We start from the raw sequence: 25,030 nt of genomic DNA on the forward strand, positions 1-25,030 counted from the left end.
AACAGGCGTACATTGCCGTACGCCTGGGACGAAGGTGTGACTAACAAGACGAAATCGCTAGATAATCTGCATTATCGCTTTCATATACCCCATGGCATAAGCCATACCGGCATGCCATGGCGCATCACAACTCATCTGCGGCGAATGATCGGGGATCAGCACACCGTCAAATTTGCACTCTTTGAGAATGCGTAGCACCTTCGGCATGTCGATATCACCTTCATCAATAAAGGTTTCATGGTAGTAAGGCACCTTACCTTTTACGTTGCGGAAATGCAGGTAGGCAATAGCCCCTTGTTGCGCATAACGTTCCACCGCCTGATAAACATCACCCTCTGACATTTCTGCAATCGTCCCAAGGCAGAACTCCAGCGCATTCGAACGACTTGGCTGCAAATCCAGCAGTTTTTGATACAAATGAGGCTGATTCACCAATCGGGGCTGTCCACGGACAAACTCCAACGGTGGATCATCAGGGTGCGCAGCCAACCTGACGCCTGCAGCTTCTGCCACGGGAACAATCTGTGCAAGGAACCACTCCAGGCGCTGCCACAGTTGTTCAGTCGTGGTCGCATTCCTCAATCCCGTCGCATGTTCATCAACCACCATATTCCATGCCATGCTGGCCGGTAACGGACTTTCTGTTTGCTCATTCACCCCGTTTAACCCAACAGTTTTAGCTCCGCCACGCGCTTTGTTTTCCTCTATTCGTCCCGCGACGCCGGCCAAACTGAAGTTATAACCAAAAACAGGAATACCCGCCGCACCAACATTGCGAATAATTTGCTTAACCGTTTCTATCTGCTGATCTTTTTTTGGTCCATCAAACAAAATGTGGTCCCAGTGACAAGGATCGAAGTTTTCAATGGCGTAAAAGGTCAGGTCAAATTTCTCCATACGGGCACGAATATCAAGAAGTTCTTCCGTGCTCCAGATCTCCGCCTGCGCGGTCCCCCATCCCTGAGTATCGCCTACCGGTTGATTCGAACGAGAAAAGCGATCGTTACGATGAAAGTAATCCACCATATGCACCACAATATGAGTAGCGCCACACTGGCGAGCAAAGGCAAAATGTTCATCATCCAGCATGTGTCTGTACAGACCAAAGCCAAGTTTCATAACGTTATCTCCTGAAGAACAAAACTATTTTTATTCATGACCGATTACGGATACGTACTTTGTATCCTTGAGTCGCAAGGGTTTAACAAAAATCGCTACGCTAATGGCCCCTAGTACAGCGACCCCTCCAGCGATGAAGAAAGCCGTGTTGTAGACCCCTGTCCATTGAATGATGTATCCGGTGACTATAGGGCCTAAGATGCCCGCCACGTTAGCCGTCGCATGAACCACACCGCCAACCGCCCCCATGTTTTTGCGGGCCACAGTGTCCTGCAAAATTCCCCAGTAAGTGGTAGCCGACAAATATAGAAAGAAGATCCCACAGGCCATCAACGTCACGGCGCTCGTAGCACTGGTGACATTACCGACGCAGATAACAAAAATTGCCGAGGCGCCAAGGCAAATAACCAATACCACCTTGCGCGATAACAAGGCATTACCCGTTTTACGAACCAGGCAATCACACAGGTATCCGCCCAGCGCCATCCCGATGGAACCAAGCAACCATGGGATCACGCTGACGATGCTCATGTCCTTCAGGCTGAGATGCTGAGAGGTCGACAAATAGCTGGGGAACCAGGAAAGAAAGAAAAACAGAATGTAGTTCAGACCAAAAAAGGCGAAGGCCGTGGCCAGGATGGTGGGCTGTTTAATATAGAAAGATAGAGGCAGTGATGACTCATCAATATCTTCATCCTCGCCCTGCTGCCCCTGCTGAATCAGCGTCAATTCCTCTGGTGAAATGGAGGGGTGTTGCTCTGGCCGATCCCTGGCAATTTTTATCCAGAAGGCCAACCAGACAAATCCAAGCAAGGCGATAGCAACAAACGCCATTCGCCAGCCAATAAACAGCACCAGTGTTCCCATGATCGATCCCGCAACGGCACCGCCCAATGGGTTGCCGGCAGTGGCTACGCCGATGGCGCTACCAATTTCGCGACGAGGAAACCAGTTGTTGACCATTTTATTGAGCGTGGCGGCAAAGGGACCTTCCCCAGCTCCGAACAAAACTCGAATAACCAGCATGGAAGCAAAGCCCATTGCCATACCGATCAGTCCGCAAAAGAACGACCAAAACGCCATGCTGACGGCGAACACCAGTTTGGGTCCAAATCGATCTGACGCATAGCCACCAACAAAGTTAAACAGGGCATAGCCGATGGAGAAGCTGCTAAAAATAATGCCCAGTTCACCGGGGGTGAGTTGTAAGTCACTGGCAAACATCGGCGCGGCAATGGCAAATGCCGAGCGATCCATGTAGTTGATCGCGCCACCCAGAGAAAGTAAGAAAACAATATTCCAGCGTTTACTTTTAAACATTGTCATGTCCTCGCATTCTGGAAACAGGATGTGGATTACATCACCCCAAACCGTTGATAGGCCTCAACCGCCCCCATTCCCTGGGCAATGGCATCACGGACTTTGTTTTCCATTGCCTTTTTCTCCACAGCCAGGCCAATCACTTCCTGTTCTACACGCGCGGGGATCACCAGCACACCTTCTTCATCCGCCACCACCATATCGCCCGGAGAAATCAGCACGCCATCCACATTCACAGGGACACGGTAGTCGAGAACCTTGCCACGCACTTTTTGATCCTGAGCATAATTTCCGCGAGAGAAAACAGGGAAATCCAGCGCCAAAATTTCGTGCTTATCTCTGGAGTAACCATTCAAAATAGCGCCTGCCGCTTTAAGGTGGCTGGCACGCGTGGACATCAGCCCGCCCCAAAGTGCGTAAGTAGGTGATGACCCGCTGGCAATATAAACTTCGTTTTCCGTCAGGCTATCCAAGGCTTCAAACATCACGCCAAAAGCTTTGTCTCCCAGCGGACCCTGGCTTTTCGTGTTTGGGAAAGTGGCGTAGTCGGCTTCCAAAACGGGCATCGCCCTCCCGGCAATACGCATGTGAACGGCCAGGGGCTGTAATCGAGGATGGAGAAATTGATGGTGCAAGCCCATCTCATCAAGAATATCGCCCAACAGGGCGGTAGATAAATTTTCTTTAATATTATCAAACAGTTTGTTATCAGCAGAATCCATGTGTTGTTCCTCTTTATCCGCATAATTTAAAGTGTCATACTGTCTACCTGTAAGACAGGTTAGGGGAAATAAAAAAAGCGGAAAAGCTGAACATCCTGGCGATGTGATCTTTATCGCGAATATATCGGCGACCAGCCATTGATAAAAAAAACCATCAGCCGATAACATATTGATCCATTGGAATTTAAACTTATCTGATACTGTAGACACCGCCAGACCCTCGATAAACGAGTCCAGAGAGCTGCACAATGAGCATGATTAAACCGGTAATTGAGAAAAGCACACTGTCAGATCAGGTAAGGAATTACCTGCTCGATCTCATTACAACAAACAAGCTGGAACCGGGTGAAAAGGTGCCCAGTGAGAAGCAACTGATTGAAACGCTTGGAGTCAGTCGTGGCGTGGTGCGTGAGGCATTTCAGGCCCTGTCTATTCTGGGTATTTTGGATATCAGCAGCGGTAAACATCCCAGAGTGCAGACCGTCAACTCCTCGGCATTGGAGACGATTTTCAACTATTCCATGGTGACCCGGCAGATATCCACCGGTGAGATACTGGAGTTGCGTAAAACCCTGGAGGTGCAGTGTGCGGCGTTGGCAGCCCGGCACGCTTCGGATGAGGACTTCTCCAGGTTACGTAATGAGATGGAGAATTTACGTAATGTCTTTGGCGACCATCAGCAGTTTATTATTCACGATTCACAGTTTCACTTGATACTGGCGGAAGCATCGGGGAATCCAATCTACGCGTTGTTGTTACAAGCGCTGCGCGCGCCACTGGAGAACTCTATTGCAGCCGGTTTGCAGGCCCACGATATCAACGATCGTCGTGAAAAGATCATTAGCGTTCACCAGGCTATTTTAGAAAAAGTGTGTCAACGCGATGAAGCCGGAGCCAGAGAGGCGATGCAAGATCATTTTGATTCGGCGATAAATGCCCTGATCGTTCAAAAATGACATTCCACCCTGCGGTGATATCATCACCGCTATCGCTTTATCTCGTCTGGACGGGATCCAATGGAAAACACCTCAAGCTGGCAACGCCTGATCGCAGGCAACCTGCCACCCGCACAACGCCCTGCGCCGGCCATCTATGCTTCCTGGCTACGCTGCCGCAGCCTGATGCAGCCCGCGGTGTGGAAAGCCCCCCACTGCGCGCTCGGCGCCACCTTTAATTCCATCTGCCAGCGTAAGAACGATCTGCTGACGCTCGGCCAGGCGGCGCTGGAAGACGCGTGCGAGTACATGGAACAACGGCGCTGCCTGCTGATGATCCTCGACGAAAGTGGCTGCATGCTGTGGCTGTGCGGTGATATGCCAACGCGCGAGCATCTGCAACAATTGGGTTTTATGCCTGGCGCTTATTGGGCGGAAGGTGACATCGGCACCAATGCACCGTCACTGGCGGTGTCGGAGGGCCACCCAATGCAGGTCCGCGGCAGCGAACATGTGCGCGAGGCGCTGCACGACTGGTCATTCTGCGCCACGCCGGTCTATGACAACAGTGGCCGCCAACGCGGCTCGATCGCATTAGGCTGCCTGCTTGCCGACTGTGCCGCCGGCGATTTGTCACTGACGCTGGCGCTGGCACGTGAGATCGGTAATTCACTCAACGCCGACAGCCTGCTGGCGGAATCCAACCGCCATCTGAATCAGCTTTACGGCCTGCTCGACGGGGTGGATGACGGCGTCATGGCCTGGGACCATCGCGGCTACTTGCAGTACATCAATCAGCGTGCCGCTTCCTTACTCAAGCTGGATGAACAACAAAGTCAGGGCAAACCCCTGAGCCAGTTGCTGACGCTGCCCGCTCTGCTCAACCGGGCCATCGCACAGCGTCAGCCGCTGCAACACGTTGAAGTGACCTTCGAAAGCCAGCGGCAGTTTATTGCGGCGCTGCTAACCCTCAAGCCGATCTTCGACGGCGAGCGCTGCAGCTTTATCGCCCTGCTCCATCCGCTCGAACGACTGCATCAGTATGTCAGCAGCCAACTGGGGCGCGTCAGCCACAGTTTTGAACAGATGCCTTCCGCCTCGCTGGAGATGCGGCGGCTGATTCGCTATGGCCAGCAGGCGGCGAAAGGCCAGCACCCGATCCTGCTGTGCGGCGAAGAAGGCGTCGGCAAGGAGCTACTCAGCCAGGCGATCCACAACGCCAGTGAGCGCGCCGGCGGGCCGTACATCGCCCTCAACTGCCAGCTCTTGCCGGAAGCCCAGGGGCTGCGGGAGCTGCTCGGCAGCGATGCCAACGAGGAAGAAGCGGGCCAGCTCAGCAAGTTTGAACTGGCCAATGGCGGCACGCTGTACCTGGAACAAATCGAGTATTTGCCGGCGGAGATGCAGTCTGCGCTGCTGCAGGTGCTGAAAACCGGCGTAGTCATGCGGCTCAACTCCAATCGGGTGATCCCGGTCGATGTGAGGGTGATCGCCAGCAGTGCCGCCGATCTGCCGCTGTTGGTGCAGCAGAATCGCTTTCGCCGCCAACTGTTCTACAGCCTGCAGGCGTTCGAGATCCAAATCCCGGCGCTGCGCCAACGGCTGAGTGATATTCCGCTGCTGGTGAAGCACCACTTGCGTACGCTGGAACAGCATTTCCAATGCCGTTTTCGGGTGGATGACGAAGTGATGGTCCAGCTCGGTCTGTATCTGTGGCCCGGCAACGATCTGGAGCTGAAGGGGGTGGTGGAGCGCACCGCGATGATGTGCCACGGCCACCATCTGCAACTGGCGGATTTGCCCGAGCACTTGCTCAGCCACCAGCCACTGCTGGAAAGTGAACCGCAGCCGGGCATACCGCTATTAACACTGGCTGAGATGGAACGTCAGGCTATCATTCACGCGGCTAACGTCAGCCGCGGACAATTGAGCGAAATGGCGCAGCTGCTGGGCATTGGTCGCACCACACTGTGGCGAAAAATCAAACAGCATCAAATTGATATTCGCCAGTTTAAGCTGCGCGCCTGAGGGCACGCCGTCAGTGGCTGAGTTGCAGCACACCGCGCGCCGCATCCAGCATCGCTTTCTGGCCGTTGCGGGTTTTGCTCATGCAATCGTTCATGCCCACCACCATCGGCATGCCCATCGCCTTCGCCAAAATTGCGCTGTGCGACAGTGCGTTACCGCCGCTTAAGCAGATGCCGAGCACCAGACGACGATCGAGCATCACCACGTCAGACGGCATCAGTTCATCCATCACCAGAATGGACGGCACGGTTAACGTAATCACCGGTAACGGCTGCTGTTGCAGATGACTCAGGGTGCGACGCAGCATGTCGCGCACGTCCAACTCCCGCGCCCGCATATATTCATCGTCCAGTTCACGATACTCCCCGGCAATCGCTTCCATCTCTTGCCGCCATGCCTGCTCGGCGCTGCATTGCTGGCGGGCGATGCGGGTATAGGCCGCCTGCTGCAGATCTGGATCGTCCAGCAGCATGCTGTGGGCGCCGAATATGGCCGCCTGCGGTTTGCCAATCAATGAGCCGGTGCGCTCCGCCAGTCGGTTCAAATCGCTCAGCGTATGCTGCAGGGCCTGACGCAACCTCTGTTGTTCATTCAGCACGTCGTCGGCACCAATAGTGCGCTCGACCACTGTCGGCCAGAAGCTCAGCGCCTGCCACACCGGGCCACTGGTCACGCTTTCCGCTACCGGAATACCGTGCAGCGACGGCAGGCTCTGCTCGGAGACCGTTTCGCCAAAGTGCTGCTCCGCCAGTGCGCTAAACGCCGCCAGCGCCTGTTCGGCCTGTGGACCGCCTGCAATCAGCCGAATGGTGTCGCCGTGGCGCACCTGCAAAAGCGCAATCTGGTTAAGACTGCGCGGATTGGCGCACTGGCCCTGTTTTTCCAGCACCAGCTCGACATCAAAGGGGGCCAACGCTTCGGCCAGCCGCGCCGCCGGTCGGGCGTGGAGCCCATGCGGGTTCTGTACCGTCCAACTGACGCTTTTCCCCTGAGCCAGCGGCAATTCAACGCTTTGAGCAACCGGCGCGGCCGCTTCCCCCAACTGCGCCTGTTTGGCCTGTAATGCGCCCTGCGCCTCGGCCAGTACCTGCTCAAGCCCGGCTCCGGCATTAGCAGCCACCACCGCGGCCAGCGTCCCTTCGACCAGCGGTGCCGAACATAGCCGTACCTTGGTGGCTAACAACGGATCCAGCAGGTCGATCGCGGTTTCGGCACTCAGCAGCGCACTGCCCAAATCCATCAGCACCACAATGCCCGCCCCGTCAGCCACCGACTCAATCGCTTCCATCACTTTGACAGCATCGGTGCCTATCGGGTGTTCCGCATCATCGACACCCGCCGCCAGCACCAGTTTGCAGCCATCGCCACGCATCATCTGCAACGCCAGCTCTTCAACCCCGCGCGCCAACAGCGCGCTGTGTGAAACTACAACGATATTGATCATCTCGCCTCCTGCTATTGGCCGGCGACCGCTGCCAGCGTTTTCATCATCAGCATCACCGAGGTGGCCCCCGGATCCTGATGACCAATGCTACGTTCACCCAGGTAACTGGCCCGCCCTTTGCGTGCCTGCATGGTGATGGTGCTTTCAACCGCCTGCTCCGCCCGTTCACTGGCGCGCTGCAAAGCCTCCGCCACGCTTAGCTGCTGCTGAGCCGATTGGCCCAGGCTTTCCACCACCGGCCACCAGACGTCACACATGGTTTTATCACCCGGCTCCGCCTTGCCGCGCATCACCACGCCTTCGACGCCTTCCTGCACCATTTGATGCAGCTCCGCCAGATCCAGGCTCTGCTTGGCATTGGTCGACTGTGCTGCACGGATGAAGAAGGTGCCAAACAGCGGACCACTGGCTCCCCCCACGCTGGACAGCAGCGTCATGCCGGTGTTCTTCAGGATAAAACCGATGTCTTTGTCCGCCACCGAAGGCAGCTTTTCCACCACCTTGTTGAAGCCGCGGTTCATGTTCAGCCCGTGGTCGGAATCACCGATCTCGGTATCCAGCCGGGTTAGAAAATCACGCTGCTGCGCAAACACTTCGCCGCAACACATCAGCCAGTCGACCACTTGTTGTTTGGTTAACGCCATGACTCCTCCTCAGCAACCCCAACGCAGCGCTGGCGTTTTCACCGGCGCATCCCACAGGGACAACAGTTCGTCATCCACCTTCAGCAGCGTGATTGAGACCCCTTGCATATCCAGCGATGTGCAATAGGAACCCACCAGGCTGCGCTCAACAATCATGCCCGCTTCGGCACAACGCTCTGCCAACCGGTGATAAACGCCATACAGTTCGGACAGCGGCGTCGCACCCAGGTTGTTGACCAGTGCGATCACCCGGTCACCGCGTGTCAGCGGTTGTTTGGTCTGCACTTCATCGCGCCATTCGCCCTGTTGACGATCCCAGACGCGGATGGTGCGCTGGTAATGGCCATGGTCGATCAGGGTATGGAACATGTCGTCCACCGCTGCATTCAGGGTGGTGAACGGGCGCCGCGCAATCCCCGGTTCACCGTGAATACCGACGCCGAATTCCATCTCGTTTTCCGCCAGCACGAATGACGGTTTGCCGGCAGCCGGTACGGTACAGGCCCCCAGCGCGATGCCAATCGAATGCCCGTGATTATTGATGTTGTGGCCCAGCGTCACGATGCTATCGAGGTCATCGCCACGCGCCGTTGCCGCACCGAGCAGTTTCTCCATCAGCACGGTATTGGCCACCCCGCGTCGCCCGGCGGTGAACAGGCTGTCTTTAACCGCCACATCATCATCCACCAGCACCGTCGCCACCTGGATACCGCTGTCATGCAGCAGCTCAGTGGCGGTTTCAAAGTTCAGTACGTCGCCGGTGTAGTTTTTAATCAGCAACAACACCCCGGCACCGCCGTCGATCGCCTGGCCGCACTCGTACATTTTATCCGGCGTTGGCGAGGTAAAAATTTCCCCCGGGCAGGCACCGTCGAGCATGCCTTCACCGACAAAACCGCAGTGCATCGGCTCGTGACCGCTGCCGCCGCCGGACAGGATTGCCACCTTGCCCGCTACCGGCGCATCGGCGCGGGTGACAAACACCGGCTCCTGATGCACCAACAGCTCAGGATGAGCCTCTGCCAACCCCAGCAGTTGCTCTTCCAGTACCGACTCAACCTTGTTAATCAGTTTTTTCACGGTTATTTCCTCGTTTGGCCAACGGGACGCAGCGTGCTGCGCCCCTGCTCTATCAGCTTGAGTGTTGTTGCAGCCAGGCATTGCCCAGCCGGTCTGCCGTCAGAATGGCCGCCTGTACGCTGGCAGGTGTGACCTCAAACGGCATATTGTGGATGGTTTCGCCGACCGCGCAGCTGGCTTCGGCCACCGCCATGATTTTTTCTGCCGGGTCGCCGCTAACGCCCATCTGCGCCAGCGTGACAGGCAGGCCGAGACGCTGGCAGAAATCCAGCACCGTTTCGATCTGCGCCATGCTGCTGTTTTGCAGCACCAACTGTGACAGCGTGCCAAACGCCACTTTTTCGCCGTGGTACAGGTGATGGCACTCTTCCAGCACGGTAAAACCGTTATGAATGGCGTGTGCAGCCGCCAGGCCACTGCTTTCGAAACCGATGCCGCTCAAATAGGTATTGGCCTCGATAATGCGCTCGACCGCTTCCGTCACCACACCGGCCTCAACCGCCAGCTTGGCCTTAACGCCCTCCGCCAGCAGCGTCTCATAGCACAACCGTGCCAGGCTCAATGCCGCCAGCGTGGATTTGCCGCCCGCCATGCTGGTCGCCTGGGCATCGAAACAGGCCTGCGCTTCAAAATAGGTTGAAAGCGCGTCGCCCATGCCTGCCACCAGCAACCGCACCGGCGCCCTGGCGATAATCGCGCTGTCCATTATCACCATGTCCGGATTACTGGTGTGGATCAGATATTCGTCAAATTCGCCCTGTTCGGTGTAGATCACCGATAGCGCACTGGTTGGCGCATCGGTGGAAGCAATGGTCGGGATCAGCACCACCGGCAGATGCTGGTAATGGGCGATAGCCTTGGCGGTGTCCAGCGTTTTACCGCCGCCGACGCCAATCACACCGCGACAGCCATGGGCCTTCAGTTCCTGGCCCAGTCGGTCGATTTCCTTATGGCAGCATTCGCCGTTGAACACACAGGCGTGATGCTTCACCCCGTGCTGGTGCAGGCTGCCCATCAGGGTATCGCCCGTCAGCTTCATCACGAAGTCGTCGGCGATCACGAAATAATGGTCGGCAAGGGCTTTCGCGTATTCGCCCACGGCGGCCAATGCGTTGGCACCCTGGATGTACTTGCCTGGGGACTGGATGATTCTCAACATAACCGGATCCTTGTAGGGAAATTGGCGATGGTAACGTTCAGATATCAGGTGATAGTGCGTCGGTCTTGTGCCGTCGCGTTGTTATGGACTGACTATAGGGCTTGCCGAAGGCTTTGCGACCTCCGGTATTTTCGTTTCATTATGGAACATTACTTTACCCATAACGTTTCATAATGAAACTCTGTCGAGGCTTTTTTAGCCGGTAAAGCGAACTGGCGCACAACCCAACGTATAGCTGCGTAAAGAGTGGATTCCGTAGGCATTTCAGCTTTAATTTTGACCATCTTTACCCTATCCTTACCGCCATTACTGGGAATGGGCGAATACAGCCCGACTGATGGGATGAATAACGATGAAACGGACAAAAAACATCAACCGAGAGACGTTCCGCAAATCCTGGCGCGACTACCGCGTTGCGCCCGTAGCCTTGGCGATCAGCGCCGTCTTTATGCTGGCCAGCTGCGAAAAGAGCGATGAAACGGTTTCTATGTATCAAAATGCCGACGACTGTTCGCGCACTAACCCCTCGATGAGCGAGCAGTGCACCACGGCCTATAACAACGCCCTGAAAGAAGCCGCAAAAACCGCACCAAAATACGCAACTCGCGAAGACTGTGTCGCCGAGTTCGGTGAAGCACAGTGTACTCAGGCACCCGCCCCGGCACAGGCCGGCATGGCTGCAGAGTCACAGAGCAGCGGCAGCTTCTGGATGCCGCTGATGGCGGGCTACATGATGGGCCGTATGATGGGCGGCTCCGGCTTTGCTCAGCAACCGCTGTTCACCTCTAAAAACGCCGCCAGCCCGGCCAACGGCAAATTCGTTGATGCCTCCGGCAAGAGCTACGGTCCGGCCACCGCAGGCGGCCGTACCATGACGGTGCCAAAAACCGCCATGGCACCGAAACCGGCAGTGACCAATACCGTCACCCGTGGTGGCTTTGGCGAATCCGTCGCCAAGCAGACCAGCATGCAGCGCAGCAGCGCGACCTCCAGCTCACGCAGCATGGGCGGTTAATGCATGAAACGCGTTGCGATCACCGAGCGCCCGGACTGGCGCGAAAAGGCCACCGAATTCGGCTTCCGCTTCCACACCATGTATGGCGAACCCTACTGGTGTGAGGACGCCTATTACCAATTCACGCTGGCGCAGATTGAAGAAATTGAAAATGCCACCGCTGAGTTGCACCAGATGTGCCTGCAGGTGGTGGAGAAAGTGGTCGGCAGCGATGCGCTGATGACCAAGTTCCGCATCCCGAAACACACCTGGGAGTTCGTACGCAGCTCATGGCGTACCAGCCAGCCGTCGCTGTATTCACGTCTCGATCTGGCCTACGACGGTATCAATCCGCCCAAGCTGCTGGAAAACAACGCCGATACCCCGACCTCGCTGTATGAAGCGGCCTTTTTCCAATGGTTGTGGCTGGAAGACCAGATCAACGCCGGCAAGCTCAGCCCGGAGTCCGATCAGTACAACAGTCTGCAGGAAAAACTGATCGAGCGTTTCGCCGATCTGAAAGCACACCACGGTTTCGGCCTGCTGCACCTGGCCTGTTGCCAGGACAGCGAGGAAGATCGCGGTACCGTGCAATATCTGCAGGACTGCGCGCTGGAAGCCGGAGTCCCGACCGAGTTCCTGTTTATGGAAGAGATTGGTCTGGGCGAAAAGGGCCAGTTTACCGACCTGCAAAATCAGGTTATCGGTAATCTGTTCAAGCTATACCCGTGGGAATTCATGCTGCGCGAGATGTTTTCCACCAAGCTGGAAGATGCCGGCGTGCGCTGGCTGGAGCCGGCGTGGAAAAGCATTATCTCCAATAAGGCCCTGCTGCCGATGCTGTGGGAAATGTTCCCGGATCACCCGAATCTGCTGGCCTCTTACTTTGCAGAAGACGATCATCCACAGCTCGATCACTACGTCACCAAGCCGCTGTTCTCACGCGAAGGCGCCAATATCCAGATCGTGCAGAACGGTCAGGAAGTCGCGCGCGTTGACGGCCCTTACGGCGAAGAAGGCATGATCGTGCAGCAGTTCCACCCGCTGCCACAGTTCGAAGGCAGCTATACGCTGATCGGCAGTTGGCTGGTTGACGATCAACCCTGCGGTATTGGTCTGCGTGAAGATCGTGAGCTGATCACCCAGGATCTGTCGCGTTTCTACCCGCACATCATCCTCGGCTAACGATTAAATTGGTTGATATCAAGCGCGATTATATCGCGCTTTTTTTATGCTTTCCGGCTAGTGATTAATCGATTAACCTTTTATACTCGAAGCGTCTGTTCTCCTCGGGCGGAGCAACCAGATATGAAACTGACTTCCATTATTCCACCGCAGGTCAACCTGGCCGACGGATGCTTTACCGCAGCTGATATTCAACGGAAATCTACAACCCTGGCCAGTCTGGCTGGGATCTTTGCCGATCCTGCCGCATGGCGGGCGATGCCGGCAGAACTTGCCGTGTATCAGGTAGAAATGCTGCCTTCCGTACAACAGGAGGGTGAGCTGTTTGTAGGCACCACTCACCTGCAACCTGGCCGGGTAGGCAACGAATTCTTTATGACCCGCGGGCATTTTCATCAACGCCCCGAACAGGCGGAATTCTATTTTGGCCTGCGTGGCCAGGGTTTGCTGCTGCTGCAACACCGCGACGGTGCTTGCAGGCTGGAACAGGTCTCCCCCGGCAGCGTTCACCATATTCCTTCCTTTACCGCCCACCGCCTGATCAACACCGGTACTGAGGTGCTGTCCGCACTGGCGGTTTGGCCAACGGTGGCGGGACACAACTACGATGCACTCCAGCCACAGGGCTTCAAACTGCGGGTGTTTGCCGACGGCAGCGGTTGGAAAACGGAGGCGCAATATGAGTGATTCGATGCTTAGATTTGGCCTGGATGTCTCCATTAGCGAGCATCCGATGGGGTTTGCCTATGGCGAAGAGGTGATTGGCCCCTTGCCGGAGATTCGGACGTTGGAACAAATCCGCCTCTCACTACGCGATCCCGACTGCAGCGGGCCAGAGCAGGTCTATGCCATCGCCATGGACGTCGCCAAACAGCGGCATTTGGCTGAATTGAAAAAACGCATGTTGTTGTTCGGCATTGTCACCTATGCCAAAGGCCAGTTGGGTCAGGAGCCGATACGCAGTCAGGGTCATGTGCACCGCATCAGCGTACACAGTGGCTGGTCACCGCCGGAGCTGTACGAGATCTGGCGAGGGAAGGCCATTATTTACATGCAAGAACGGGTGGAACATGAGCCGGGCCGCTGCTTTGCCGTGCATGCCGGCCCGGGCGAAAAGGTATTGGTACCACCAGGATGGGCGCACGCCACCATTTCCGCCGATGCCAATCAGCCGCTGACCTTCGCCGCCTGGTGCGATCGTGAATATGGCTTCGAATATGATGCAGTACGTGAGTACAAAGGGCTGGCTTGGTACCCGCTATTGCAGGGCAACCATATTATCTGGCAACAGAATCCACGATATCAATCCGGCAGGCTGCACGCCATCGGACCACGCCAATACCACGAGTTCGGCCTGAGTGATGCCCCCTTATACTCGCAGTTTGAAGCTGACCCGGCGCGCTTCCAGTTCATTTCCAAACCCGGCAGCGTAGCGGAAAAATGGCAACGATTTGAGCCGTAAAAAAGAACGGGGCGAATATATTCGCCCCTACGTGTCACTCATTGATAGTTTATGAGAACAAACCGCAGGCCACCCCTGCCGCGGCCAATACCAGCAGCCCGAGCATCGCTTTCACCGGTGAAAGTCCGCGTTTGGCCATCAGATACCAGGTCGCCAGCACCACGATCAACGGCATCAGGTTAGGAAAAATACCGTCCAGCATTTGTTGCAGGTGGATATTCACCCCGTCTTTGGTAACAAACTCCAGCCCAGTCCCCAGTTTGACGTAGCTCGCCGCTACGCCGCCCATGACGAACACCCCCAGCAGGGAAAGTGCCTCACGCAGCCGTGAGGACTTGCTGCTGACCAGCATCTCCACCGAGCCGGAGCCCATATGGTAGCCTTTCATAAACAGCCAGTAAGACCCCGGAATGACGATCAGGCTAAACGCGATGATGTAAAACAGCGGGCCAATCACACTGCCACCGGCCGCCAGCGCCATACCGATACTCAACAAAATCGGGATCAACATGCCCGGCACCATAGAGTCACCAATGCCGGCCACTGGCCCCATCAACCCCACTTTGAGCGTGTTGATGGTTTCCCCGTCGATCGGCTCGCCGTTGGCGCGTTTTTCTTCCAGCCCAATCACCATGCCGTTAACAATCGCACCCAGCTGTGGCTCGGTATTGTAGAAAGAGGTATGACGGCGAATGGCTTCAATACGCTGCTGTTTATCCTGATACAATTTTTTCAGCGCCGGCATCATGCTCAGGCAAAAACCGTAAGATTCCAGGCGCTCGAAGCTCATCGATGACAGGTTGTACATCATCCAGCTGCGCCAGCAACGACGCAGATCCTGCTTATTCAATTTAGGTGTTGGCGTATCCATTAGAATTCATCCTCATCATCAGCCTGAGGCGCGGCCTGTGCGGCGGCCACCTGCGGCTCTGGCTTATAGTTGTAGTGAATCAGTGCCAGCAGCGCGCCGACAATCACCAGCGCCACCATATTCAGCTTGAGGAAAACAATGCAGATAAACCCCACCAGGAAGTAAATCAGCATGCTGTAGCTTTTAATAATCTGTTTGAGAAGAATGGCGATGCCGACCGCAGGCAGAATGCCGCCCACCACGTTCATGGTGGTCAACACCAGCGCCGGCAGGCTATCCATAAAGGCGTTGATGTAGCGCGCCCCGAAAAACACCGCGATAAACGTCGGAATAAAACGCAGCAGGAAGTTGGTGACCTGCGGCCAGATGGCGCTATTGAGGTAAATACCTCGCTCATCGCCGCGCTCAACCGCCAAATCTGCACGGTGATTCCAGTAAGAATTGAGCACCATCATGGCGTTGAACAACACGGTCCCCATGATGCCGATAGTCGCCGCCAGCGCCACCGCCACCTCGGTTCCCTTACCGGAAAGAATGCCCAGCGCAATTGCCGGGAACGCCACAAAGTTGAGATCGGCCGGCATCGATCCGCCCGGTGTGACCATGGCGATATACACCGCCTGAACCGCAACACCGATGATAATGCCGGTCTGTACATCGCCGAGAATAGCCCCCACCAGCATGCCGGAAACCAACGGGCGGCTGAGAATATACCAGCCTCCGGTCAGTCCCAGCAGCCAGGGGCTGCTCAGCGCACCGAGATAGCAAAGTATCCCGATAAGCGTCGCTTCAAACCACATAGTTCACTCCTGCCGTTCAGGCTTATTTGAGTTTCTTTTTAGCGTCCAGCCAGCTGAAATGACTGGCGTCAGGGACTAAACGGAATTCGATGGCATGTCCCTGTTCAGTAAGGAAATCAAAGGCCTCCGCCTCTATCGTGCTTACCGATTGATTGGGGCCAATGGTCACCGTGTCCCTGCGGGCAGACATCGGCCCGACGTTAATTTTCTTGTTACGATTACTCAGATCGATCCCTGCCTCTATCAACCTGCGCAGCGTGACCGGCGACTTGCCGATCACAAAGTACTGCTTGTCGCTGGCGATCACCTTAGGCAGCTTTTCTATCGCCTGCTGCACAGTAAACAGCCACACTTTAGTGTCCTGTACCGCCCCCTTCATCACCGATGACAGCAACGGATCTGCCGCCACCTCATCATCGATCGCCACAATACCGTCGCAAGGCAACTCCTTCGCCCAGCGGGTGACCAGCTGACCGTGAATGACCCGGTCGTCGATACGTACAAATGAAATGGCCATCTTCTCTCCTCAGAAATCGTCCAATTGTGCCGTTACCGCCGGACGGGCAACGGCAATCGCCTCCCCCGCCAGCGCTACCAGCTCTTGAGCTGCCTGGTGAACGTCCTTTTCTTCCAGCAATTCGGCACTCATCAACAGCATCGGGAAATTCACGCCGGTCACCACGGCCATCGGCACCGGCGTTTGGGGATCAAAAGCGTGGCGACAGGCCACGTTATAGGGCGTGCCGCACAGCATGTCGCACAGCACCAGCACACCGTCCGCCCCTGCGCTCACCCGCTGCAATTCGTCAGCAAACGCCTGTTTAAAGGCTTCGATACCGGCACCTTCACTCAGGCCCACATGGCTGGTCCCCGGCAGATCACCGTAAACCATACGTGCGCTGCTCATCAGCGCCTCGGCCAGCGGGCCATGGGAGGTCACTATCACTTTCAACATAATGCTTATCCCCTTACCCAGGCTTTGATGGTGCCCAGGGTTTTGCCCAGGCTACGACCATGGGGGCTGATACGGTATGGCCCCACGGCGGCCGGTACGATAAAGGTTTCGGCGTAATGCACCACAAAGGGCGCGAAATGGCCTTCAGGGCTTTCAACCACCGCCTCTTCGCCTTCGACCAGATTCAACACGTTCACCCGGCCTTCGGTATGGTGCAGCACCGGTTCACTAAACCAGTGACGACGGGTTTCGATAAATTCGCGCTCGTGCAAACCGGTTCGCTCTTCCTGCCAGCCTGCCCCTTCGGCAACCTGTTCAATACGGTTCACCAGGTGCTCCTTCGCCCAGGTGGTGTCGCACTGCCAGTTGATCACCTGTTCGCCATGCTGCAGATGCACCGGGCGTGGCTGGCCATCTAACCCCAGGCGGCCCCAGTCCCACAGTTTGAAGGTGAAAATATAAGGTGTAGCGCTGATCTCCAGCACCATGGAGCCGGAGCCGGAACAATGCACCGTCCCTGCCGGGATCAGAAAATGGTCGTGTTTACGCGCCGGGAAACGATTAACAAAACGCGGGTCATCGAAGGCCTTTTCACCTCTTTGGGCCGCGGCCAGGTCAGCCATCATCGCCTGCGGTTCGGTGCCGTTTTTCACGCCCAGGTACACCTCAGCCCCCGGCTCTGCCGCCAGAATGTAATAGCTTTCATCCTGGGTGTAATGCATACCGAAATGCTGCTGGATGTATTCCGTCAGCGGGTGCACCTGGAAGCTGAGATTTTGCCCACCGACGGTATCGAGCAGGTCAAAGCGGATCGGGAATTCGGCACCGAAACGGGCATGAACCCGCTCGCCCAGCAAGGGGCGGGGATATAACAACACCAAATCCTGTGAGGGGATCTCGACCCGGACGTCACCAAAACGCATTAGCAGGCTGTTTTCCTCGGGCACGCAGTCAAAACACCATGCATAGTTGGCTGCCGTCGGGTCGAGATCGAACTGTTGCTTCATCCACTGGCCGCCCCAAACGCCAGGGTCAAAAAAAGGCACTACGCGGAATGGGCGTTGGGTAGCCTGCTGCAACCCGGCATGGAAAGCCGCACCGCTCACCAGTTTGGGTTGGCCGGCCTGATTGGTGTCCAACACAAAATCGGCACGCTGCAGCAACGGGGTTTTATGACGATCGAAGACTCGCCATTCCACGAAGAAGGCTCGCTTGTAGCGGCGCAGCACATCTTCATCCACATTATTCACCCCCCAGTTACCCAGTTCACCGCGGCGGAAACGCTGCTGGATTTCCCAGCGGGCCATATCGGCATACACCAAGATATCGGCTTCGACGATCAGCGCCGCGCCCGGCCCATAAACCACCACCAGCCCACTGTCGACACGCGCAATTTGATCGCGCAATTGCTGGACGCGCTCAGCATCAAAAAACTCGGACATTTCATGGCACGACAGCACGCCAAACACGCGGTCATCCGTTAAATTGCGCTCAATCATCGCGTGAATGTGCGGCTCATCGTATTTGGCCGATTCGGCATTGACGCTACTGACCGGCTGCAGAGGATTAATAACATTCTCGACTAGCTCTGCCAGATTCACCCCATGGTAGCAATCAACGATCAACAGGGTTTTGCGCAGCTCTAAGGCGGCAATCTTACGGCTGACCGCCTCGGTCACTGCCTGCCACCCTTGCCAGGCGGCGTGGTCAAACCCCTGTACCGCCACTTCTGGAGACTTGTCATAGCCGGTTGCTTTATGCTGTTGCTCTGTCATATTCTTCTGCCTATGAGCTGGATACATAGAAAAAGATTAATCGATTAACCTTGGGTTAAATAGGCTGATTAACGAGATTAACCTCATACAATCGATAATAACCTCATAAAAAGCCGATATTTCGTGATGCCAATCACGATTTATTGGCGGAATTTTATGAAATAAGGTTAATCGTTATACCTTGATGTGACAGTCGGTACCGACAGGAGATGAAATGAGCACAATAACCTTGGCGGACGTCGCCGCGCACGCAAAAGTCTCCACCGCGACCGTATCGATGGTATTGCGCAATCGTGGCCGCATATCGGACGCCACCCGCAAGCGCGTGCTGAGCGCCATTGATGAGCTGGGCTATGTCTACAATCAGACCGCCGCTAACCTGCGCAATCGCAGCAGCAATCAGGTCGGCCTGCTGCTGCACGACATCACCAATCCGTTTTATGCGGAGATGACCGCCGGGCTGAGCCAGGAAATGGAACGCCACCAGTTGATGCTGTTTCTGGCCAACAGCGAAGAGTCCGCCGACAGGCAGCAAAAATTTGTCGACTCCCTGCTGCAAAATAATACCAGCGGCATGGTGCTGTGCGCCGCCCGGCAAACACCCCCGCTGTTTTTTGAAACGCTAAAGCGCCGCAAGATCCCGGCCATTATGGTGGTCCGGCCGGTAGCCGATGCGCACTTTGACTTTGTCGGCACCGATAACTTCCTGGGTACTCAATTAGCAACTCAGCATCTGCTGAGCCTGGGGCATCGTCATATCGCCTTTATCGGAGGATCGATTAGCTCGACTACCCGCGCACAGCGGCTGGGCGGCTACACCAGCAAGCTGGTAGAGCATGGTATCGCGGTCAACGGGGAGTGGATTGTGGGCAGTGAGGCCAGCCAGAGTTCCGGCGCCAAGAATGCGGAACAGCTGTTGAAAGCCCATCCGGAGATCACTGCGGCCTTATGCTATCAGGACATTGTCGCGCTGGGGGTGATGCAGACATTGCGCAAACTCAACCGCCAGATTGGCCGTGATTTTGCGCTAATTGGTTTTGATGATATTACCGAAGCCTCGCTGGTACAGCCAGGCTTGACCACCGTATCGGTGGCTTCGCGCGAGATTGGCCGTAAAGCTGGAGAATTGTTGTACAGCCGTATTCAGGGCAATGATGAACCACCCAAACGCATCATCCTGCCGCCTTCTTTGGTGATCCGCGAGTCCTGCGGTTTTGCCGATAAATCTACGCCGGCCTGAGACCGGCGTAGAGCCTTTAACCAACCTGTACCGACAGCATGCTCAATGAGCTCATCTCAATGCCATCAACCGGTACGGTTATCGCTTCCTTGCCGTCCCAGCCACCGAGCACGTACAACAGCGGCAGGTAGTGCTCCGGCGTCGGGTTCGACAATGCCGCGCCTTCATGCTGCATAAAGTTCACCAGCGGGTGGTTATCGCCCTGATAATTCAAGTTATCTCGCACGAATTTATCAAACGACGTGGCCCACGGATAAGGGCTGGCGTCGCCCTGCCATTGCACCATCCGCAGGTTATGTACCACGTTACCGCTGGCTACAATCATAATTCCCCGATCGCGTAGCTCCGCCAGCTTGCGGCCCAGTTCATAGTGATATTCCGCCGGCTGAGTTCCGTCGATACTGAGCTGCACGACCGGAATGTCCGCCTCAGGATACATTTTGATCAACACGCCCCAGGTACCGTGATCCAAACCCCATTCACTGACGTCGGCCTTGACGCGAACTGGCTCCAACACTTGCTGGATCTGCGCAGCCAATTCAGGAGAGCCTGGGGCCGGATACTGGGTATCAAACAGCGCCTGTGGGAAACCACCAAAGTCATGGATGGTTTTCGGCTTTTCCATCGCAGTGACTGCGGTGCCACGGGTATACCAGTGAGCGGAAACGGCAACGATGGCCTTCGGGCGTGGCAAGGTTTCGCCCAACGTACGCCATGCCCGGGTGTAGCGGTTTTCTTCCAGCGCGTTCATCGGGCTACCGTGGCCGAGGAAAAGTGCTGGCATACGAGGGGTGTTCATACAGGATCCTTGGTTGGTCGCAATACATTCTGTGGACCAGACTACGCCGTTTACCGGGGTAAAACAGCCGGATAACCATGATGATGATCTTCAATAAATTTGAATGGTTAAAACAAGGGATGCGGCACCGTTTTCAGCCACAAAAAAAGCCGCGTATGCGGCTTTTTTCATATTCAGAAAATCAGTCTGATATCAGCTGGCTTTCTGTTCGTGCGCCTGGCGGTAGGCCACCAGATCTTCGATGGTCAGCACGGTCATGTCATGCTGTTTCGCGAACAGGATAACTTCTGGCGCATGCGCCATGCTGCCGTCATCGTTGGTCAGTTCACACAGCACGCCGGCAGGTTTGAAACCGGCCATTGCCACCAGATCGATAGTCGCTTCGGTATGACCACGACGGCTCAGCACGCCACCCGGCTGCGCACGCAGCGGGAACACGTGACCAGGGCGGTTCAGATCGCTCGGCTTGGCGTTATCGGCAATTGCGGCGCGAATGGTGGTCAGACGATCGGACGCAGAAACACCGGTCGTCACGCCCTGTGCCGCTTCGATAGTCACGGTGAAGGCCGTCTGGAACTGGCTGGAGTTGTTGGTCACCATCATCGGCAGTTCAAGCTGCTGACGGCGTTCTTCGGTAAGACACAGGCACACAATACCGCTACCGTGGCGAATGGTCAGCGCCATCTGCTCAACGGTCATGGTTTCTGCGGCGAAGATCATATCACCTTCGTTTTCACGATTTTCATCATCGAGTACCATCACACCGCGCCCATTGCGCAATGCTTCAAGAGCGCGTTCTACGCGTTCTACCGGCGTGCCGAAATCTGAAAGTAGGGTCTGATTCATGGTAAAAAACCTCATTAGAAAATTATGGATTACCAGAACCAGGGCGATCTTGAGGAGTAGCTAGCAATAGCTAAAAAAATAACGCAAGCGGGCGCAAACCCGGCAGATACCGTTACTCTCTCCCATCCGGACTATAACCGTCGGCCCCGGAATTACACCGGATCTGCTGACCTCTAACCAAACTGCAAAAGACTGGCTGAGCGCTCGCGGGCTTTCACCGTAGAAGGTGATTTACCGCCGGTGGGGACTTGCACCCCGCCCTGAGAATAAGCCTCTCGACTATAACGCTAATGATTAATCAGGGCAATTGGCAAAAGCACAATTCGGCCAGCCGCAGGGAATGCGGTTAAATAGTTTATCCGGCGAGCAACTCGCATTACACTAGGCGACAGCTATTAAACTCTGAAAGGGATACGCCATGATTGACCCGAAAAAAATTGAACAGATCGCACGCCAGGTGCATGAGTCCATGCCTAAAGGCGTGCGTGAATTCGGGGAAGACGTTGAGAAGAAAATCCGTCAGGTGTTGCAGTCACAGCTCACCCGTCTGGATTTGGTCAACCGCGAAGAGTTCGACGTGCAGACCCAGGTACTGCTGCGCACCCGTGAAAAACTGGCGTTGCTGGAGCTGCGTATGAGCGAGCTGGAAAGCAAGCTGAATGCCACGCCTGCTGCGCAACAGCCAGACGCCGAATAAGTTACCGTTAAGGGCGCGGCAACGCGCCCTTATTGCGCTTTGAGTGCCGCCTGCGCCTTAAGCCGCAACACCAGCCAAATTAGCGCGAACATTCCCAGCGCATACAGGCTTTTCCAACCGATAATCACCATCAACAACGCACACAGCCCTAATCCTGTCGCCGCCATGAGCCGCGAACGCCCGTGCAAAATTCGACAACCCGCCAGCATGCACAGCAGATAGATCAGCACGAAGATGCCATTGGCATACACCAGCAGCGTATCCAGCGGTAATTTCAACGTATAAATCAGCAAAGTGAACAGCAAACAGCTGCCTACCACCGCGCTTAATGCATTGACAGGTGCCTGTCCGGCAGACAGCCTGGCCAGCGCGCTGGACGGACGATCCTGCGCCTGCGACCACACCAGTCTGGCGAAGCTTTGGGTATAGATATTCACGCTGGCAAAGCAGGCCAGATAGCCAATGATGCAGGCCACCCACAGCGCATGCTGACCAAACAGTTGCACCACGATACCCGGCAACGACGCAGCCGCCGCCTGATGCTCACCGTAGGCGTGGAAATGCAGCACCGCCACGGTACATCCCCAGTACACCGTCCCGGCGACCAACATGCCAAACAGCAGCGCACGCGGAAAATCGCGTTCAGGGTTACGGAACTCGGTCGCCAGATGGGCAAATGCCTCCAAGCCCACAAAACACCAGAACATCACTGCCAGCGCGTGGAACAGATTGGGCGAGGAGATTTCGTTGATTGCCGGCCAGGGAATTTGGGACACTGAGATGTCACCACGCCACCAGATAGCGGCCACCAGCGCCACCACCAGAATGGCGATTAACGTTTGAATATTGGCACTGGAACCCGCGCTTCGCGTGCCTAAAAACCAAATCACCACCAGCGTGGCAATTTGCACCAACAGCAGGACATTGGCGCTCCAGCCGAAAGTGGCCTGCCAAAAACCGGCGGCAATCTGCAGCGCCGCAGGCAAGCCAACCGGAATAACCGATAAAAACAGCCAGCCGGTGACTTTCGCCATGCGCGGGCCAAAGGCCAGCCCGACAAAGTGCGCTGCGCCAGCCGCACTGGGGAAGTGGCGGCCCAAAGCCGCAAAGACAATGGCGATCGGGAACACCAGGATAATCAACAGCGGCCAGGCCCACAGACTATCGCCCTGTGCCACCTGTGCCGCCAAAGCCGGAACGGCAAATACGCCGGTACCCAGCAGTGAAGTGGACAATAGTCCAACGCCCTGCGCCAAACTCAGCTCTTGCTTTAGTCCACTCACTGCCCACCGCCGTTTTATCCCTCATACGCCAAGCTGTATCCGCGTTGGCCGCTCAGTTATTCGGCCCATCCATGGGCCTCCCCTTCGGGCCGCTGCACACAGCGTTCAAATCTGCTCCCGGCAGATTTGTCACCCGAATCACTTACTCATGTAAGTTCATCGGTCTCCCTCGATTGCCGCCTTGATACAACTCGAATTATTTAGGCTAAAAATAAAATGTTAACCACGCCCGTCTTTGATTGCCTTGATGATGTTGGTGGTCGACAGGCCGTCTTCAAAGTTCAGCACTTTGACGTCGCCGCCATTGGCCCATACTTCGGTACTACCGGCGATGTCTTCAGGCTTGTAGTCGCCCCCTTTCACCAGCAGATCTGGCAGGATATCGGCGATCAAGCGTTGTGGCGTGTCTTCTTCGAACGGCACCACCCAGTCCACCGCTTCCAACGCACCCAGTACAATCATGCGGTTTTCCAGCGCGTTGACCGGACGGGTTTCGCCTTTCAGGCGTTTAGTGGAAGCATCGCTGTTCACCGCCACAATCAGGCGATCGCCCAGCTTGCGGGCATTGGCCAGATAAGAGACGTGACCGGCATGCAGAATGTCGAAAATACCGTTGGTCATCACCACTTTTTCACCGCGCTGACGGGCTTGCGCCACGGCGGTTTTCAACTGGGCCTCGGTCATTACGCCAAAGCCGGTTTCGGCCCGGCCGCGTACCGCGTTTTCCAGTTCGATCGGAGAAACGGTCGAAGTCCCCAGTTTGCCTACCACCACGCCGGCAGCGGCATTGGCCAGGAAACAGGACTCTTCCAACGTGTTGCCGGCAGCCAGTGCCGCGGCCAACACGCCGATAACGGTATCGCCGGCACCGGTAACGTCAAACACTTCCTGCGCCAAAGTGGGTAAATGCAGCGGCGCGATGCCCGGCTGCAGCAGCGTCATGCCGTGCTCGGAACGGGTGACCAGCAGAGCGGAAAGCTCAAAGTCCGCCACCAGCTTCATGCCGCGTTCAACCAGTTCGGCTTCGTCTTTACAGTGGCCGACCACCGCTTCGAACTCGGACAGGTTTGGCGTCAGCAGTGTAGCACCGCGATAACGCTCGAAATCAGATCCTTTAGGATCAATCAGCACCGGTACCTTGGCGGCACGCGCCAGTTGGATCATGCTCTGTACCTGACTCAGCGCGCCTTTGGCGTAATCTGACAGCACCAGTGCGCCAATCTGCGGCAGCGCCTGCTGAATACGTTCCAACAGCGGCTGTGGATCGACGTTTGAGAAGCCTTCTTCGAAATCGAGACGGATCAATTGCTGGTTACGCGACAGCACGCGCAGCTTGGTGATGGTCGGATGCGTCGGCACCGAGACAAAATCACAGCGCACGTTGACTTCATTGAGCTTGGCGCTCAGCGCTCGCGCGGCATCATCAATACCGGTCAGGCCGACCAGGCGTGAATTGGCGCCCAGCGAAGCAATGTTCATCGCCACGTTAGCCGCACCGCCAGGACGCTCTTCAATGGTTTCAACCTTGACCACCGGCACCGGTGCTTCCGGTGAAATGCGGCTGGTCGGCCCATACCAATAGCGATCCAACATGACGTCACCCACCACCAATACCCCGGCGCGGCGAAAATCAGGCAGTGTAACTTTCATCCGATAACTCCAAAAAAGTACA

24 protein-coding genes and 1 riboswitch are annotated in these 25,030 nt (G+C 56.1%); of the genes, 8 read left to right on the forward strand and 16 right to left on the reverse strand.

Going from position 1 to position 25,030, the window contains the following annotated elements:
• Positions 1 to 57 precede the first annotated feature (57 nt).
• From OCH02_RS11925 to OCH02_RS11935, 3 genes are read right to left on the reverse strand one after another with little or no spacing between them, the layout of a single operon-like run.
• A complete protein-coding gene (locus tag OCH02_RS11925) occupies positions 58 to 1,119 on the reverse strand; it encodes a mannonate dehydratase (RefSeq protein WP_261431445.1) in 1,062 nt (353 codons plus the stop codon).
• Positions 1,120 to 1,149: 30 nt separating this feature from the next.
• Entirely contained in the window at positions 1,150 to 2,439 is a 1,290-nt protein-coding gene (locus OCH02_RS11930; RefSeq protein WP_261431446.1) for an MFS transporter, read from the reverse strand.
• Positions 2,440 to 2,474: 35 nt separating this feature from the next.
• Positions 2,475 to 3,371 (reverse strand): RraA family protein, encoded by an 897-nt coding sequence (locus OCH02_RS11935; protein ID WP_261431447.1) that lies wholly within the window; start codon positions 3,369 to 3,371, stop codon positions 2,475 to 2,477.
• Between the two features lie 38 nt (positions 3,372 to 3,409).
• Between OCH02_RS11935 and OCH02_RS11940 the strand changes: the two genes are divergently transcribed.
• Positions 3,410 to 4,117 carry a FadR/GntR family transcriptional regulator gene (locus OCH02_RS11940; protein ID WP_261431448.1) on the forward strand — a complete coding sequence of 236 codons (708 nt, stop codon included), beginning with the start codon at positions 3,410 to 3,412 and terminating at the stop codon, positions 4,115 to 4,117.
• Between the two features lie 60 nt (positions 4,118 to 4,177).
• Positions 4,178 to 6,124: a dihydroxyacetone kinase operon transcriptional regulator DhaR gene (dhaR, locus tag OCH02_RS11945; protein ID WP_261431449.1), complete on the forward strand. Its 1,947-nt coding sequence runs from the start codon at positions 4,178 to 4,180 to the stop codon at positions 6,122 to 6,124.
• Positions 6,125 to 6,134: 10 nt separating this feature from the next.
• Here the strand turns inward: dhaR and dhaM are convergent, their stop codons facing one another.
• The 4 genes from dhaM to OCH02_RS11965 are packed head-to-tail and all read right to left on the reverse strand — an operon-like array spanning position 6,135 to position 10,451.
• A complete protein-coding gene (dhaM, locus tag OCH02_RS11950) occupies positions 6,135 to 7,568 on the reverse strand; it encodes a dihydroxyacetone kinase phosphoryl donor subunit DhaM (RefSeq protein WP_261431451.1) in 1,434 nt (477 codons plus the stop codon).
• An 11-nt stretch (positions 7,569 to 7,579) separates the two neighbouring features.
• Positions 7,580 to 8,212 (reverse strand): dihydroxyacetone kinase subunit DhaL, encoded by a 633-nt coding sequence (dhaL, locus tag OCH02_RS11955; RefSeq protein ID WP_261431452.1) that lies wholly within the window; start codon positions 8,210 to 8,212, stop codon positions 7,580 to 7,582.
• 9 nt (positions 8,213 to 8,221) lie between these two features.
• Positions 8,222 to 9,292, reverse strand: a complete 1,071-nt coding sequence (dhaK, locus tag OCH02_RS11960; protein WP_153858940.1) for a dihydroxyacetone kinase subunit DhaK — start codon at positions 9,290 to 9,292, stop codon at positions 8,222 to 8,224.
• A 52-nt stretch (positions 9,293 to 9,344) separates the two neighbouring features.
• Positions 9,345 to 10,451: a glycerol dehydrogenase gene (locus OCH02_RS11965; RefSeq protein WP_261431453.1), complete on the reverse strand. Its 1,107-nt coding sequence runs from the start codon at positions 10,449 to 10,451 to the stop codon at positions 9,345 to 9,347.
• 352 nt (positions 10,452 to 10,803) lie between these two features.
• Here OCH02_RS11965 and OCH02_RS11970 point away from each other — a divergent pair, with 352 nt between their 5' ends.
• The 4 genes from OCH02_RS11970 (at position 10,804) to OCH02_RS11985 (ending at position 14,092) form a co-directional block, all read left to right on the forward strand.
• Positions 10,804 to 11,466 (forward strand): DUF1190 family protein, encoded by a 663-nt coding sequence (locus OCH02_RS11970; RefSeq protein WP_261431454.1) that lies wholly within the window; start codon positions 10,804 to 10,806, stop codon positions 11,464 to 11,466.
• 3 nt (positions 11,467 to 11,469) lie between these two features.
• Positions 11,470 to 12,630 (forward strand): glutathionylspermidine synthase family protein, encoded by a 1,161-nt coding sequence (locus OCH02_RS11975; RefSeq protein WP_261431455.1) that lies wholly within the window; start codon positions 11,470 to 11,472, stop codon positions 12,628 to 12,630.
• Between the two features lie 123 nt (positions 12,631 to 12,753).
• The gene (locus OCH02_RS11980) at positions 12,754 to 13,317 is read left to right on the forward strand and encodes a glucose-6-phosphate isomerase (RefSeq protein WP_261431456.1); all 564 of its coding nucleotides are present in this window, start codon (positions 12,754 to 12,756) and stop codon (positions 13,315 to 13,317) included.
• The gene (locus tag OCH02_RS11985; RefSeq protein WP_261431457.1) at positions 13,310 to 14,092 is read left to right on the forward strand and encodes a glucose-6-phosphate isomerase family protein; all 783 of its coding nucleotides are present in this window, start codon (positions 13,310 to 13,312) and stop codon (positions 14,090 to 14,092) included. Before OCH02_RS11980 ends, OCH02_RS11985 begins: the two co-directional genes overlap by 8 nt.
• A gap of 49 nt (positions 14,093 to 14,141) precedes the next feature.
• On the opposite strand, the gene OCH02_RS11990 is transcribed toward OCH02_RS11985, so the two are convergent.
• The 5 genes from OCH02_RS11990 to OCH02_RS12010 are packed head-to-tail and all read right to left on the reverse strand — an operon-like array spanning position 14,142 to position 18,493.
• A complete protein-coding gene (locus OCH02_RS11990; RefSeq protein WP_012146977.1) occupies positions 14,142 to 14,963 on the reverse strand; it encodes a PTS system mannose/fructose/sorbose family transporter subunit IID in 822 nt (273 codons plus the stop codon).
• Positions 14,963 to 15,763 carry a PTS mannose/fructose/sorbose/N-acetylgalactosamine transporter subunit IIC gene (locus OCH02_RS11995; protein ID WP_085119282.1) on the reverse strand — a complete coding sequence of 267 codons (801 nt, stop codon included), beginning with the start codon at positions 15,761 to 15,763 and terminating at the stop codon, positions 14,963 to 14,965. Before OCH02_RS11995 ends, OCH02_RS11990 begins: the two co-directional genes overlap by 1 nt.
• Positions 15,764 to 15,785: 22 nt before the next feature.
• Complete coding sequence (locus tag OCH02_RS12000; RefSeq protein WP_261431458.1) at positions 15,786 to 16,280, reverse strand: PTS system mannose/fructose/N-acetylgalactosamine-transporter subunit IIB; 495 nt, start codon at positions 16,278 to 16,280, stop codon at positions 15,786 to 15,788.
• 9 nt (positions 16,281 to 16,289) lie between these two features.
• Positions 16,290 to 16,718: a PTS sugar transporter subunit IIA gene (locus OCH02_RS12005; protein WP_261431460.1), complete on the reverse strand. Its 429-nt coding sequence runs from the start codon at positions 16,716 to 16,718 to the stop codon at positions 16,290 to 16,292.
• Between the two features lie 5 nt (positions 16,719 to 16,723).
• Positions 16,724 to 18,493, reverse strand: coding sequence for a class I mannose-6-phosphate isomerase (locus OCH02_RS12010; protein ID WP_261431461.1), 1,770 nt, complete (start codon positions 18,491 to 18,493; stop codon positions 16,724 to 16,726).
• A gap of 214 nt (positions 18,494 to 18,707) precedes the next feature.
• On the opposite strand from OCH02_RS12010, the gene OCH02_RS12015 reads away from it, so the two are divergent.
• Positions 18,708 to 19,733, forward strand: a complete 1,026-nt coding sequence (locus OCH02_RS12015) for a LacI family DNA-binding transcriptional regulator (protein WP_261431462.1) — start codon at positions 18,708 to 18,710, stop codon at positions 19,731 to 19,733.
• 16 nt (positions 19,734 to 19,749) lie between these two features.
• Here OCH02_RS12015 and ygiD read toward each other — a convergent pair whose 3' ends face one another.
• Positions 19,750 to 20,532, reverse strand: coding sequence for a 4,5-DOPA dioxygenase extradiol (ygiD, locus tag OCH02_RS12020; RefSeq protein WP_261431463.1), 783 nt, complete (start codon positions 20,530 to 20,532; stop codon positions 19,750 to 19,752).
• A 192-nt stretch (positions 20,533 to 20,724) separates the two neighbouring features.
• Positions 20,725 to 21,378 (reverse strand): 3,4-dihydroxy-2-butanone-4-phosphate synthase, encoded by a 654-nt coding sequence (ribB, locus tag OCH02_RS12025; RefSeq protein ID WP_261431464.1) that lies wholly within the window; start codon positions 21,376 to 21,378, stop codon positions 20,725 to 20,727.
• A gap of 110 nt (positions 21,379 to 21,488) precedes the next feature.
• A riboswitch (FMN riboswitch) is annotated at positions 21,489 to 21,650 on the reverse strand.
• A 146-nt stretch (positions 21,651 to 21,796) separates the two neighbouring features.
• On the opposite strand from ribB, the gene ubiK reads away from it, so the two are divergent.
• Positions 21,797 to 22,075, forward strand: coding sequence for a ubiquinone biosynthesis accessory factor UbiK (gene ubiK, locus OCH02_RS12030; RefSeq protein ID WP_261431465.1), 279 nt, complete (start codon positions 21,797 to 21,799; stop codon positions 22,073 to 22,075).
• Positions 22,076 to 22,104: 29 nt separating this feature from the next.
• Here ubiK and yjeH read toward each other — a convergent pair whose 3' ends face one another.
• Both yjeH and hldE read right to left on the reverse strand, forming a co-directional pair.
• On the reverse strand, positions 22,105 to 23,358 hold the full coding sequence (gene yjeH, locus OCH02_RS12035) for an L-methionine/branched-chain amino acid transporter (RefSeq protein ID WP_261431466.1): 1,254 nt from the start codon (positions 23,356 to 23,358) through the stop codon (positions 22,105 to 22,107).
• 219 nt (positions 23,359 to 23,577) lie between these two features.
• Positions 23,578 to 25,008, reverse strand: coding sequence for a bifunctional D-glycero-beta-D-manno-heptose-7-phosphate kinase/D-glycero-beta-D-manno-heptose 1-phosphate adenylyltransferase HldE (gene hldE, locus OCH02_RS12040; RefSeq protein WP_012146988.1), 1,431 nt, complete (start codon positions 25,006 to 25,008; stop codon positions 23,578 to 23,580).
• Between the last annotated feature and the right edge of the window lie 22 nt (positions 25,009 to 25,030).

It is taken from the genome of Serratia quinivorans (assembly GCF_946227985.1).
GTDB lineage: Bacteria > Pseudomonadota > Gammaproteobacteria > Enterobacterales > Enterobacteriaceae > Serratia > Serratia quinivorans_A.

Coding starts and splice junctions, on each gene's coding strand:
- OCH02_RS11925 (WP_261431445.1), bottom strand. CDS start 1,119: ATGAAACTTGGCTTTGGTCTGTACAGACACATGCTGGATGATGAACAT.
- OCH02_RS11930 (WP_261431446.1), bottom strand. CDS start 2,439: ATGTTTAAAAGTAAACGCTGGAATATTGTTTTCTTACTTTCTCTGGGT.
- OCH02_RS11940 (WP_261431448.1), top strand. CDS start 3,410: ATGAGCATGATTAAACCGGTAATTGAGAAAAGCACACTGTCAGATCAG.
- dhaR (WP_261431449.1), top strand. CDS start 4,178: ATGGAAAACACCTCAAGCTGGCAACGCCTGATCGCAGGCAACCTGCCA.
- dhaM (WP_261431451.1), bottom strand. CDS start 7,568: ATGATCAATATCGTTGTAGTTTCACACAGCGCGCTGTTGGCGCGCGGG.
- dhaL (WP_261431452.1), bottom strand. CDS start 8,212: ATGGCGTTAACCAAACAACAAGTGGTCGACTGGCTGATGTGTTGCGGC.
- OCH02_RS11965 (WP_261431453.1), bottom strand. CDS start 10,451: ATGTTGAGAATCATCCAGTCCCCAGGCAAGTACATCCAGGGTGCCAAC.
- OCH02_RS11970 (WP_261431454.1), top strand. CDS start 10,804: ATGAAACGGACAAAAAACATCAACCGAGAGACGTTCCGCAAATCCTGG.
- OCH02_RS11975 (WP_261431455.1), top strand. CDS start 11,470: ATGAAACGCGTTGCGATCACCGAGCGCCCGGACTGGCGCGAAAAGGCC.
- OCH02_RS11980 (WP_261431456.1), top strand. CDS start 12,754: ATGAAACTGACTTCCATTATTCCACCGCAGGTCAACCTGGCCGACGGA.
- OCH02_RS11985 (WP_261431457.1), top strand. CDS start 13,310: ATGAGTGATTCGATGCTTAGATTTGGCCTGGATGTCTCCATTAGCGAG.
- OCH02_RS11990 (WP_012146977.1), bottom strand. CDS start 14,963: ATGGATACGCCAACACCTAAATTGAATAAGCAGGATCTGCGTCGTTGC.
- OCH02_RS11995 (WP_085119282.1), bottom strand. CDS start 15,763: ATGTGGTTTGAAGCGACGCTTATCGGGATACTTTGCTATCTCGGTGCG.
- OCH02_RS12000 (WP_261431458.1), bottom strand. CDS start 16,280: ATGGCCATTTCATTTGTACGTATCGACGACCGGGTCATTCACGGTCAG.
- OCH02_RS12005 (WP_261431460.1), bottom strand. CDS start 16,718: ATGTTGAAAGTGATAGTGACCTCCCATGGCCCGCTGGCCGAGGCGCTG.
- OCH02_RS12010 (WP_261431461.1), bottom strand. CDS start 18,493: ATGACAGAGCAACAGCATAAAGCAACCGGCTATGACAAGTCTCCAGAA.
- OCH02_RS12015 (WP_261431462.1), top strand. CDS start 18,708: ATGAGCACAATAACCTTGGCGGACGTCGCCGCGCACGCAAAAGTCTCC.
- ygiD (WP_261431463.1), bottom strand. CDS start 20,532: ATGAACACCCCTCGTATGCCAGCACTTTTCCTCGGCCACGGTAGCCCG.
- ribB (WP_261431464.1), bottom strand. CDS start 21,378: ATGAATCAGACCCTACTTTCAGATTTCGGCACGCCGGTAGAACGCGTA.
- ubiK (WP_261431465.1), top strand. CDS start 21,797: ATGATTGACCCGAAAAAAATTGAACAGATCGCACGCCAGGTGCATGAG.
- hldE (WP_012146988.1), bottom strand. CDS start 25,008: ATGAAAGTTACACTGCCTGATTTTCGCCGCGCCGGGGTATTGGTGGTG.